At 70.5% G+C, this 11,797-nt stretch carries 12 protein-coding genes; 3 read left to right on the top strand and 9 right to left on the bottom strand.

From position 1 onward, the window contains the following. Positions 1–64 precede the first annotated feature (64 nt). The gene (locus tag ASF68_RS07785; RefSeq protein WP_056008979.1) at positions 65–1,021 is read left to right on the top strand and encodes an NADP-dependent oxidoreductase; all 957 of its coding nucleotides are present in this window, start codon (positions 65–67) and stop codon (positions 1,019–1,021) included. A 111-nt stretch (positions 1,022–1,132) separates the two neighbouring features. On the opposite strand, the gene ASF68_RS07780 is transcribed toward ASF68_RS07785, so the two are convergent. From ASF68_RS07780 to ASF68_RS07740, 9 genes are all read right to left on the bottom strand, one after another. Then, complete coding sequence (locus ASF68_RS07780) at positions 1,133–1,477, bottom strand: hypothetical protein (RefSeq protein WP_056008976.1); 345 nt, start codon at positions 1,475–1,477, stop codon at positions 1,133–1,135. A gap of 121 nt (positions 1,478–1,598) precedes the next feature. Continuing rightward, positions 1,599–3,044, bottom strand: a complete 1,446-nt coding sequence (gene thrC / locus ASF68_RS07775; RefSeq protein ID WP_056011575.1) for a threonine synthase — start codon at positions 3,042–3,044, stop codon at positions 1,599–1,601. An 85-nt stretch (positions 3,045–3,129) separates the two neighbouring features. Next, positions 3,130–4,239: a low specificity L-threonine aldolase gene (locus tag ASF68_RS07770; protein WP_200936397.1), complete on the bottom strand. Its 1,110-nt coding sequence runs from the start codon at positions 4,237–4,239 to the stop codon at positions 3,130–3,132. Positions 4,240–4,400: 161 nt separating this feature from the next. Then, positions 4,401–4,826 (bottom strand): hypothetical protein, encoded by a 426-nt coding sequence (locus tag ASF68_RS07765; RefSeq protein WP_056008970.1) that lies wholly within the window; start codon positions 4,824–4,826, stop codon positions 4,401–4,403. Beyond that, positions 4,823–5,866 carry an ABC transporter permease gene (locus ASF68_RS07760; RefSeq protein WP_082456069.1) on the bottom strand — a complete coding sequence of 348 codons (1,044 nt, stop codon included), beginning with the start codon at positions 5,864–5,866 and terminating at the stop codon, positions 4,823–4,825. Before ASF68_RS07760 ends, ASF68_RS07765 begins: the two co-directional genes overlap by 4 nt. A 107-nt stretch (positions 5,867–5,973) precedes the next feature. Then, entirely contained in the window at positions 5,974–6,858 is an 885-nt protein-coding gene (locus ASF68_RS07755; RefSeq protein WP_056008968.1) for an ABC transporter ATP-binding protein, read from the bottom strand. Between the two features lie 177 nt (positions 6,859–7,035). Next, the gene (locus ASF68_RS07750; RefSeq protein ID WP_056008965.1) at positions 7,036–8,040 is read right to left on the bottom strand and encodes an aldo/keto reductase family protein; all 1,005 of its coding nucleotides are present in this window, start codon (positions 8,038–8,040) and stop codon (positions 7,036–7,038) included. Between the two features lie 63 nt (positions 8,041–8,103). Continuing rightward, positions 8,104–8,814 (bottom strand): response regulator transcription factor, encoded by a 711-nt coding sequence (locus ASF68_RS07745; RefSeq protein WP_056008962.1) that lies wholly within the window; start codon positions 8,812–8,814, stop codon positions 8,104–8,106. Next, on the bottom strand, positions 8,811–10,211 hold the full coding sequence (locus ASF68_RS07740; protein WP_082498528.1) for a sensor histidine kinase: 1,401 nt from the start codon (positions 10,209–10,211) through the stop codon (positions 8,811–8,813). The genes ASF68_RS07745 and ASF68_RS07740 overlap by 4 nt, the downstream gene beginning before the upstream one ends. 163 nt (positions 10,212–10,374) lie before the next feature. Here ASF68_RS07740 and ASF68_RS07735 point away from each other — a divergent pair, with 163 nt between their 5' ends. Together ASF68_RS07735 and ASF68_RS07730 are read left to right on the top strand one after the other, a co-directional pair. Next, positions 10,375–11,019 (top strand): SatD family protein, encoded by a 645-nt coding sequence (locus tag ASF68_RS07735; protein ID WP_056008959.1) that lies wholly within the window; start codon positions 10,375–10,377, stop codon positions 11,017–11,019. Further along, the gene (locus ASF68_RS07730; RefSeq protein ID WP_157580249.1) at positions 11,016–11,783 is read left to right on the top strand and encodes a hypothetical protein; all 768 of its coding nucleotides are present in this window, start codon (positions 11,016–11,018) and stop codon (positions 11,781–11,783) included. The genes ASF68_RS07735 and ASF68_RS07730 overlap by 4 nt, the downstream gene beginning before the upstream one ends. Positions 11,784–11,797 lie beyond the last annotated feature (14 nt).

Here is an 11,797-nt window from a genome sequence, read left to right as displayed (position 1 = left end):
GCCGCCTCCCTGCGCGGCGACCGTCGACGAGCGGCGAACCGCCGCGTCACGAGAAGGGAACGACATGGCCACCGTCATCCAGTACCGGGAACTCGGGTCCGCAGACGTCCTCGAGACCGTCGAGGTCCCGACCCCGCACGCCGGTCCGGGCGAGCTCGTCGTGGAGGTCCGCGCCGCCGGGGTGAACCCCATCGACTGGAAGCTCCGGAGCGGCATCCGAGGCGGTGAACTGACCGGGACGCGCCGGGTCGGGAGCGACGGTTCCGGCGTGGTCGCCGAGGTCGGCGAAGGGGTCGAGGGCTGGTCGGTGGGCGACGAGGTCGTCATCACGAACGCCGCAGGGACGTACGCGACGCACGTCGTCGTGACGCCGCAGCAGATCATCGCCAAGCCGTCGAACGTCTCCTTCGAGGAGGCGGCGGCGATCGGCATCCCGGTGAGCACGGCGTATCAGGCCCTGCGCTCGCTCGGGGTGACCGAGGGGACGACCCTGCTCATCCACGGCGGCTCGGGCGCGGTCGGGCACGCGGCCGTGCAGTTCGCCGTGGCGTGGGGCGCGACGGTCGTCGCGACGGCCAGCGAGCGGAACCATGAGCGGCTGCGCGAGCTCGGAGCCGTCCCGGTCGTGTACGGACCGGGCCTGGTGGAGCGCGTCCGCGAGGTCGCGCCGCAGGGCGTCGACCGCGTGCTGGACGCCGTCGGGACCGACGAGGCGCTCGACGCCTCCTTCGAGCTCGTCGACGACCGCCGGAACATCGGGACGATCGTGGTCGGCGGGAAGGCGGCCGAGCTCGGGATCCAGGCGTGGTCCGGCGGCAACCCGCTCCCGCTCACCGACCAGGAGCAGGCGTGGCGTGCCGAGGCCATCCCGGCCGTCGCCGCACTTGCGACCGCCGGGCCCGAGGGGCGTCCCGGGTTCAGTTTCGAGCTCGGCACGATCCGGCCGCTGGCCGAGGCCGCCGAGGCGCACCGCGAGAGCGAGTCGGGGCACCCGAGTGGCAAGCTGATCCTCGTCCCCTGACGACGAGCTGACGGCGGCCCCTCGACACGCTCGGGGACCGGGTCGGTGATCGGACCGCGACTCCCCGACGGGCTCGGTGAGCGCCGTCGGGGAGCCGAGGTCGGCGACCTCCTACTCGGGGCCCTCGCCGTTGTCGTCGCCCACCGGCGCGTGGTCAGCGAGGTCGTCGGCGTCGTCGAGGTCCTCGAGCGAGTCCTCGGTGTCGTCGGCCCCGTCGAGTCCGGCGTCGCCGACCACGTCGTCCCCGCCGACACCGTCGCCGGCGTTGCTCGGGCCGCCGTCACCGGGGGCCGCGTCGTCGGCCGAGCGGTCGAACGTGTCGCCGTCGGGGACGACACCGCCGACGGAACCGTCGGTCGCGTCCTCACCCGGAACGTGTGCCTGAGCACCGGGGCCACCGTGCGCGAGGGCGTCGCGCTGCGCATCTGCTGCTGCTGCATCCATGGGATCGGTCATGTGAGCAGCGTAGGCATCCCCGACTCGTGCCGCTCGGGCTTGGCCGACGGCGTTCGCACGCCTATCCTCCGCGCTGCTCGCCGAGCGGCCCGCGGAACGCCAACGGCTCGACGCCCAGGGCTCAGCGGCCGCTGTGCTCCGCGATGATCGCCTTGATGCGGTCGACGTCGGCCGGCACGATCTCGAACCGCTGCTCCAGGCCCTCGATGCCCTCGAACGCCACCGGGCGCTCCGGCTCATCGCCGAGCGCTTCGCGGACGATCTCGGCGAACTTCGCGGGCAACGCGGTCTCCAGGACGAGCATCGGGACGCCCTCCCGCAGGTGGCGCCGCGCGACGGTGACGCCGTCGGCGGTGTGCGGGTCGATCGTGACCCCGTAGCGCTCGTGCACGTCGCGGATCGTCGCGACCCGGTCGGCGTGCGTGCTGCGGCCGGAGACGAACCCGAACTCGCTGATGCGCTCGAACTCGGGTGTGCCGGAGAGGTCGAACCCGCCCTCCTCGTCGAGCGCACGGAACAGCTCGCCGAGTCGCGAGGCGTCCTGGCCGACGAGGTCGTAGAGGAAGCGCTCGAAGTTCGACGCCTTCGAGATGTCCATGCTCGGGCTGGAGGTGTGGTGCGTCTCGGCCGCTGACCGCGGGCGGTACACGCCGGTCCGGAAGAACTCGTCGAGCACGTCGTTCTCGTTGGTGGCGACGACGAGCTGGTCGATCGGCAGCCCCATCGAGCGCGCGATGTGGCCGGCGCAGACGTTCCCGAAGTTGCCGGACGGCACCGAGAACGACACTTTCTGGCCAGGACCGTCGGTGGCGAGCAGCCAGCCGTGCACGTAGTAGACGACCTGGGCGACGACGCGGGCCCAGTTGATCGAGTTGACGGTACCGACGGCGTGGAGCGCCTTGAACGGTGCGTCCTTCGAGACGGCCTTCACGATGTCCTGGCAGTCGTCGAAGTTGCCCTCGACGGCGAGGTTCACGATGTTGTCGTCCTGGAGGCTGAACATCTGCGCGCGCTGGAAGCTGCTCATGCGGCCGTGCGGGCTCAGCATGATGACCCGGATGCCCGTCTTGCCGCGCATGGCGTGCTCGGCCGCGCTGCCCGTGTCGCCCGAGGTCGCGCCGAGGATGTTCAGCTCGTCGCCGCTCTTCGCGAGCGTGTACTCGAAGAGGTTGCCGAGGAGCTGCATCGCCATGTCCTTGAAGGCGAGCGTCGGGCCGTTCGACAGGCCGAGGAGCCGGAGTTCGGTGCCGCCCTCCTCACCGAGGGTGCGCAGTGGGGTGATGAGCGACGCGTCGTCGCCCTCGCGCCCGTTCGAGTAGACCTCGGCGGTGTAGGTGCGCCGGGTGATGTCCTGGAGGTCGGCGGCGGGGATGTCGTCCGCGAACTTCGACAGCACGGCGAAGGCGAGGTCGGCGTAGGAGAGTTCGCGCCACGACTCGAGCTCCTCGGCCGTCAGCTGCGGGTACTCCGCCGGCAGGTAGAGCCCGCCGTCGGGGGCGAGCCCGCCGAGGAGGATGTCCGAGAAGTGCTGGGGCAGGTCGTGTCCCCGCGTCGACTGATAGTGCATGACCGTCTCTCTCATCCGGATGGAAGCCCGACCACCAACCTTGCCACATCGTGGTTGGGCTCGCGTGGGTGGGTCGTCGCGAGAGCTAGGCGCGCGCGAGTTCCTCGCGGATCGCGGCGACGAACGCGTCGATGTCCGCTTCGGTGGTGTCGAAGGAGCACATCCACCGCACCTCGCCCTTCGCGGCGTCCCAGTCGTAGAACCGGAACCGCTCGCGCAGGCGGTCCGGCACTCCGGCCGGCAGGGTCGCGAAGACCGCGTTCGCCTGCGTCGGCTGGCTGAACCCGAGACCGGGCGCCTCGCCGGCTGCGATGAGGGCCTCGAGCGAGGAGCGGAGGCGCGCGGCCATCGCGTTCGCGTGGGAGGCCGAGCGCAGCCACAGACCGTCGCCGCCGTCGGCCGCGGGTTCGAGCAGGGCGATGAGCTGCGCGGCCCCGAACCGCATCTTCGACGCCAACTGCATGTTGAGCTTGCGCAGGTAGATCAGGCCCTCCGACGCCGAGGGCTCGAGGACGACGATGGCCTCGCCGAACATGAGTCCGTTCTTCGTGCCGCCGAACGACAGCACGTCGACGCCGGCGTCGGTGGTGAACGCGCGCAGCGGGACCCCGAGCGCGGCCGCGGCGTTGGCGATGCGGGCGCCGTCGAGGTGCAGCTTCATGCCGTGCCCGTGGGCGTGGTCGGCGATGGCGCGGATCTCCTCGGGCGTGTACAGCGTGCCGAGCTCGCTCGTCTGGGTGATCGAGACGACGAGGGGCTGTGCGCGGTGCTCGTCGCCCCAGCCCCAGGCCTCGCGGTCGATCAGCTCCGGGGTGAGCTTGCCGTCGGGTGCCTCGACCGTCAGGAGCTTGATGCCACCGACCCGCTCGGGGGCGCCGCCCTCGTCGGAGTTGATGTGCGCGGTCGTCGCCGAGATGACGGCCCCCCAGCGCGGGAGCATGGACTGCAGACCGACGACGTTCGCGCCCGTGCCGTTGAAGACGGGGAACACGGCGACGTCGCGACCGAAGTGGTCGGCGAACACCTCGTGGAGGCGGCGGGTGTAGTCGTCCTCGCCGTACGCGATCTGATGGCCGCCGTTGGCCGCCGCGAGGGCTTCGAGGATCTCGGGGTGGACCCCGGAGTAGTTGTCGGAGGCGAAGCCGCGGATGGAGGAGTCATGCAAGGAGTCGGTCACTGATCCATCCTCGCGCATGCCACACGCAGCTTCCGTGCATCGCGGGCGGACTTCCTGCGTGGATGGAACCCGGTCAAGGCTGTTCACAATTCAGGAGCGCCCGGGTGCGGCGTCATCGGACGAGGCGAATCGGCCGCGACGCGCCGTGGCGCTCCTGAATTGCGAACCCGAACGTGCGGTCAGTCGGCGGCGTGACGCGGGCCGTCGGAGGAGGGCGCGACCTCCTCCGACACCGCGTCGACCGCGGCGTCGACGTCGGCGTGCGCACCCGGCTCGGGTTCGGCGTCCGGCGTCTCCTGCGCGAGCGCGTGCTCGTACGCGAGGGCGTGCACGGCGATCGAGGACGCCACCGCGACCTGCTCGTCGTCGTCGCCCACGGTCGGGGTCGCGTTCGCGGCGGCCTGTTCGGGCGTCAGGTGCGCGTCCTGGTCCTCCTCGTCCTCGTCCACGAGGTCGAGCACGATGGGCTCGTCGCCGTAGATGTCGCCGACCGGGTCGCCCGCGAGCGGGGCCGGCGCGGGGAGGCGCTGCTCGGCATCGAGGAACTGCTTCGCCTCGAACGCGCCGGGGTTGAAGACCTCGTCGATCCCGCCGAGCCCGCTCATGCCTTGAGCGCTTCCGAGATCTTGACGCGTCCACCCATTTTGAGCAGCGAGTTCTCGTAGATGCGCGAGCCGACGAGGATGACGAGCGCCGCGGAGACCGCGAGGATCAGGAGCGACAGGATCGGCTCCCACCACTGCGCCGAGCCCACGAACAGGCGGACGGGCATGCCGACGGCGGCCGAGAACGGCACGTAGGACATGATCGTCATGATCAGCGGATTGTCATTGAAGAGGATGACGGCGAAGTACGGGATCATGATGAGCATCGTAATCGGCGTGGTGGTAGATCCGATGTCCTCCTGCCGCGAGACGAGCGATCCGGCGGCGGCGAACAGTGCCGCCAGGAGGATGAAGCCGAGGATGAAGAACACCACGAACCAGACGACCGGGGTTCCGAGACCGGCAAGCAGCTCGCTCTGACCCGTCACCGTCAGGCCGATGACCGACAGGGCGGCGATCGCGAGGATCTGACCGAACGCCAGAATGCTGTTGCCGAGCACCTTGCCGGCCAGGAGGGCCTTCACCGGGATCGCGGACATGAGGATCTCGACGACACGCGTCTGCTTCTCCTCCACGACGCTCTGCGCGATCGACGCACCGAAGGTCGTGGCCGACACGAAGAACACGAGCCCGAAGCCCAGCGACACGATGTAGAGCAGGAAGCCCGCCGACCCGTCGCTGTCGGGGTCGAGGATCGTGACCTGGGGTTGGACGCTCATCTGGGAGACGAGCGCCGGGTCCGCCTCGGTCGCGAAGATCAGTTCGAAGCCGGTCGCGTTGCTGTCGCTCGGGACGACCGCCGCTTCGACGTCACCGTCCTTCACGAGCTGCTCGGCGGTGGCGACGTCCGGTGCGCCCGTGATGTCGAACTTCCCGGCGGCGCCCTCGGTGAGTCCACCGCCCGGGCTCCCCACGACCGCGACCTTCGTCGCCTCGGATGCCGTGTTCTTCGCCATGAACCCGCCGACGACGATGCCGGCGAGGATCACGAGCAGCAGGATGCCCGTCGAGATGAGGAAGGTCTTGCTCCGGAGGCGCATCTTGACCTCGCGCTCGGCGACGAGGCCGATGCTCTGGACGAGGCTGGGAGTGGCGGGGCCGGAGTGACGGCGTCCGCCCGACTGGGTCGGCGTGTGCGTTGCGGTGCTCACTGGATGACCTCCTTGAAGATCTGGGCGAGGGTGGGACGGAGGGGGGCGAAGCTCGTGACGTCGCCGTGGGCGAGCGCCTCGCGCAGGACGGCCTGGGCGGCCGCGGCGTCGTCGGCGTCGAAGAGCGCGTAGCCGCCGTCGAAGTCGACGACCGTGATGCCCGGCCGTTCACGGAGCCAGCCGGTGTCCGCCGTGGTGAGGAGCTCGTAGCGGTTGCCGGCGTGCGCCTCACGGAGGGTGTCGCGCGAGCCGGAAGCCCGGATGGTGCCGGACGCGATGATCACGAGGTCGTCGCAGAGTCGCTCGACGATGTCGAGCTGGTGGCTCGAGAACAGCACGGGCGCTCCACCCGATGCGACCTCGCTGAGCACGCCGACGACCACGTCGACCGCCATCGGGTCGAGGCCCGAGAACGGCTCGTCGAGGACGAGGACCTCGGGGTCGTGCACGAGCGCCGCCGCGATCTGGGCGCGCTGCTGGTTGCCGAGCGACAGGCTCTCGAGGGTGTCGTTCCGGCGTTCGCCGAGGCCGAGACGCTCGAGGAGTTCGCCGGCGTTCCGCTTCGCGGCGTGTGCGGTGAAGCCGTGCAGCCGCGCGAGGTAGACGAGCTGCTCCTCGACCCGCATCTTCGGGTACAGGCCGCGCTCCTCCGGCATGTACCCGAACCGGCGGCGGTCCTCGGGGGTCAGGGCGGTGCCGTCGAGGGTCACGGTTCCGGCGTTGGCGGTGAGGACCCCGAGGAGGATGCGCATGGTCGTCGTCTTGCCGGCCCCGTTGCCGCCGACGAAGCCCGTCATGCGTCCGGGAGCGACCTGGAAGCTGACGTCGTCGAGCACCTTCCGTTCGCCGTACGACTTGTCGATGTGGCTGAGTTCGAGCATCGGCCGCCTCCAGTGAGCGTGTGTCCGGCGGGGGCCGGGGCGGGGGTCTCCCCGTCTGCTCATCACGCTACGGCCGCACCGCGTGCACCGGCATCCCCCGCGGGGCGGGTTGACGCGACGACGCCCGGCGTCCCCCGTCCGTCTGACGGGGGAGGCCGGGCGTCTCGTGTGGCCTGATCAGGCGGGACGCGACTCCGGGGAGACGGTCTTCGCCGGGTCGGTCTCGGCGACGGACGCGACGGCCTCGTCGATCCGGGCGATCACCGAGTCGTCGAGCTTCACGCCGGCCGCGGCCGCGTTGGCCGTGACCTGCTCCGGGCGGGAGGCGCCGACGATGGCACCCGCGATGTTGTCGTTGTGGAGCACCCACGCGAGCGCCAGCTGCGCCATCGTGAGGTCGAGCTCCTCGGCGATCGGCTTGAGCTGCTGCACGGCGGTCAGCACCTCGTCGTCGAGGAAGCGCTTGATCGTGTCGGCGCCACCCTTCTCGTCCGTCGCGCGGCTGCCCTGCGGCAGCTCGGCACCCGGGAGGTACTTGCCGCTGAGGACGCCCTGCGCCACCGGCGACCAGACGATCTGCGAGATGCCGAGCTCACGGGAGGTCGGGACGACCTCCTCCTCGATGACGCGCCACAGCATCGAGTACTGCGGCTGGTTCGAGATGAGCTGGAAGCCGAGCTCCTTCGAGAGCGCGTGACCGGCGCGAAGCTGCTCCGCGTTCCACTCGCTGACACCGATGTAGAGGGCCTTGCCGGCACGCACGACGTCGGCGAAGGCCTGCATCGTCTCCTCGAGCGGCGTCTCGCTGTCGTAGCGGTGCGCCTGGTAGAGGTCGACGTAGTCGGTGCCGAGGCGCGTCAGCGACCCGTCGATCGACTCCATGATGTGCTTGCGGGAGAGGCCCACGTCGTTGTGTCCCTTGGGGCCGGTGGGCCAGTAGACCTTCGTGAAGATCTCCAGGCTCGCGCGTCGTTCGTCCTTGAGGGCGTCGCCGAGCACCTGCTCCGCCGCCGTGTTCGCGTACGCGTCCGCGGTGTCGAAGGTGGTGATGCCCGCGTCGAGGGCGGCCCGAACGCTCGCCGTCGCGACGTCGTTCTCCACCTGTGAGGCGTGGGTCAGCCAGTTGCCGAAGATGATCTCTGAGATCTTGAGTCCGCTGTTGCCGAGGTATCGAAATTCCATGGTCGTCACGGTACTCCTCCCGCCGGTTCGGGGGACGGGGTTGCGCCGAGGCGGAGCGAACCCTCAGCTGCGCGGTGCGGCGAGCCCGTGCTCGTAGGTGTAGATGACCGCCTGGATGCGGTCGCGGAGGGCGAGTTTCTGCAACACCTTCGAGACGTGCGACTTCACGGTCGCCTCGCCGACGAAGAGGGTCGTCGCGATCTCCTGGTTCGACAGCCCCTGGGCCACCAGGTGCAGGACCTCGCGCTCGCGCTCCGTCAGCTGCTCGTAGTCGGAGCCGGTCGTGCGGACGGTCGGGGTCGGTGTCTGGCCGGCAGCGGGATCGGTGGCCGCCGCGTTCTGCCGGGTGAAACCCTCGATGACCCGACGGGTGACCGCGGGGGACAGCAGCGCCTCACCGTCGGCGATCACCCGCACCGCCGCCACGAGCTCCTCCGGGGACGAGTTCTTCAGCAGGAAGCCGCTCGCGCCGGCCAGGAGCGCTTCGGCCAGGTAGTCGTCGCGATCGAAGGTGGTGAGGATGAGGACCGCGGCGTGCACCTCGGGGTCGGCCACGATCCGACGGGTGGCCTCGAGGCCGTCCATGCCGGGCATCTGCACGTCCATGCAGATGACGTCGGGCGCGAGCGTCGTCGCGAGTGCCACCGCCTCGGAACCGTTCGACGCCTCGCCGACGATCTCGACGCCCGGTTGTGAGCCGAGGATGATGCGGAACCCCGCGCGGAGGAGTTCCTGGTCGTCGACGAGGAGGATGCGGGTGGGGTGCTCGGTCATGCGGGGTCCTCCGTCATCGGGGTCGAGGGGTGGGCTGCTGCGGACGACAGCGCCCTGGTGTCGTCCCGTGCGGGGCCGACCGGTTCCATCGCCTGGTCGCCGGATCGCCCGAGCGGGATGGCCGCGCGGACGAGGAAGCCACCACGGGTGCGCGCACCGACCTCCAGGACACCGCCGGAGGATGCGACCCGCTCGCGCATGCCGATGAGCCCGAGCCCGCCAGCTCTGGCCGACGCGGGGACGGTGCCCGTGTTGGTCACCTCGAGCTCCACGGCGTCGGTCAGGTAGCGGAGCCGGAGCTCCGCAGTCGCGTGGGTGCCGCCGTACTTCCGGGCGTTCGTCAACGCCTCCTGCGCGATCCGGTACAGGTTGAAGGAGACCACCGCGGGGATGGGGACCGGAGCACCGATGCGCTCGAACCGGGTCGGCAGGCCGTTCGCGCTCGACTCGTCGGCGAGCTGCCCGAGCCGGCCGACGCCCACCGTCGAGGGTCCGTCCTCCGGGTTCGTGTCGCCGTCCGCCCGCAGGGTGCCGAGCATCTTCCGCAGTTCGTCGATCGCGCTCCGGGCGCCGAGTTCCACGTTCGTGAGGGCGTCGCGCGCGGCAGCGGGGTTCGCATCGAGCACGGTGCGCGCCGCCCCCGCCTGCACGCCCATCACCGAGACGTGGTGGGCGACGACGTCGTGCAGTTCACGGGCGATCCGCACCCGTTCGAGTGCGACCGCCTGCCGGGCAGACCGCGCGCGCTCCTGCTCGAGCTCGATCGTCCGCGCTTCGAGCACCGCCCGCTCCCTCGCGGACTGGTACGCGCGCTCGCCGAAGAAGTAGGCGCCGCCGAAGTACAGGATGTTCGTGAGGATCTGGATGAGGATGAACGCGACGAGCGGCGAGAAGAGGCCGACCCTGGAGAGGTTCGGGAGGGCGTCGGGGTCGGTGGCCTGGATGAACATGTAGACGAGCAGCCAGGCGAACATGGCGAAGATGATGAGCACCCGGACGAGCACGGCACGACGTCGGTCCGACACCCAGGCGCCGACCGTGTAGATGGCCATGAACAGGGCGATGTTGGTGAACAGCACCTCGGGGACGAGCACCGTGCCGCCGATGATGAACATGACCCCGACGATGACCGACACGGTGCAGGGGGCGCGGCGACGGAACGCGAGGGGAGCGGTGATGCCGATCGCCCAGAGCACCGAGGCCCACATCGGGGCGGGCTCGGCGTAGAAGCCGGCGATCGTGTAGAGCGTGAGGCTCAGGAGGGTGCCGACGCCGAGCGCGATGGCGAGGACGACGTCGGAACGCAGCTCCGCGGTGGTGGCCGGTGGTCGTCGCCATCCGGCGTCGTACGGGTCGACCGGGCGTTCCTCGTGCTGCTCGGCGGCGGAGTCGCTCATGCCGTCAACGCTAGCGCGGAGCCCTCGCGCGGACATCCGTCGTGCGGAGGAGCGCGCGGCGGCGGGTCCGGACTCCCACGATCATCCTGAAGCTCCTGGCTTCACTTCGCAAAACTGAAGTCTCACGCTTCATTTTGACTGAGTGAAGAGATAGGCTTCACTCATGAACGCCTCCATCGCCGTGATCGTCGACATCTCGAGGTCGAAGGAGCACGAGGACCGCGTCGCGCTGCAGCGGACCGTCGAACACGCGCTCGCGCAGGCGGGTGAGCGGGTCGCGGCCAGACAGCCGTTCGTCCCGACCGTCGGCGACGAGTTCCAAGCGGTCTTCGCCGACCTCCCCGCCGCACTCCTCGCGTCGTTGCTGGTGCGCCTCGAATTGCCCGCCGGCGTGGACTGTCGCTTCGGCCTGGGATTCGGAGCGGTCAGGGAGATCGGCGCCGGGCCGAACGTCCCGCTGCAGGACGGTCCCGGATGGTGGGCGGCGCGAGCGGCGATCGACCGGGCCCGCGCCCACGAGTACGCCAGACTGCCCGAACTCCGGACCTGGTTCGCCGTCGGCGGCACCCGCGACCACGCCCCGGACGAGGCGCTGGTCAACGCCTACCTCCTCGGACGCGATCACCTCGTGGGGAAGATGTCGGACCGCGGTCGTAGGCTCCTGCTCGGCAAGCTGTCGGGACGGACGCAACGGGAGCTGGCCGAGCGTGAAGGCGTGTCAGCCTCCGCGGTCTCACAGACCGTGCGGGCGCAGGGGGTGCTGGCCGTCTTCGAAGGACAGCGGTTGATGACGGAGGTACTCGGATGATGGTGGTCGCCACCCTGTTGATCGCCGTCGGTGCCTCGGACGTCGCGCGGCTCGTGCTGGGCGCGGCGCTCGGCTGGCGCCGGGATCGACTGCTCGGCACCGCCGTCGGTCTCGTGCTCGGGACGATCGTCGCCCTGGGCGTCGGGATCGGCGCCTGGGCGGCCGTGCTGCTGTTCGTCCCCGTCTGGCAACTCGCCACCCGGCCAGGACGGCACCGCGCGGCGGCGGCCGTCGTCGGTCTGCTCGGTCTCCTCGTCGTCGCCGTCCTGGCCCTCGGCTCGGCGCAGCCGTCGCCGGAGGGGCTGGTGGTCACCTGGTACGAGGCGCTGCCCTACGCGGGCCTCACGGCCGTGCCACCGGAGGTCGCGGCCATCGTCGCCGCCTCCACCCTCTTCCTCATCGAATCGGCGAACGTGGTCGTCCGACTGGCGCTGGCGCCGCTCACCGCGAAGGAGACGGCGGAGGAACGGCGCACCGGCGACGGCGCCGTCCTCTTCCGCAGTCCCGACGACGTCCTCGAACTCCCCCTGCCCGGCGGGCGACTCATCGGACCGCTGGAGCGCATCCTCATCCTCGCGCTCGCCCTGGCCGGACAGTTCACGGCCATCGGCGCGGTCGTCGCGGCGAAGGGCATCATCCGCTTCCCGGAGATCTCGAAGGACTCCGCCGGAGGATCCAAGGCCGAGTTCTTCATCGTCGGCAGCCTCGCCAGCTGGGCGCTCGTCGGCGGAGCGGTGGCGCTCGCCGGCCTGGGCACAGCCTGAAGCCCGGAGCGGCA

Source organism: Plantibacter sp. Leaf314, from assembly GCF_001423185.1.
In the GTDB taxonomy this organism is placed as follows: Bacteria; Actinomycetota; Actinomycetes; order Actinomycetales; family Microbacteriaceae; genus Plantibacter.
The sequence above is the reverse complement of the archived record's forward strand: the minus strand, read 5'-3'. Positions and strand labels throughout refer to the sequence as shown.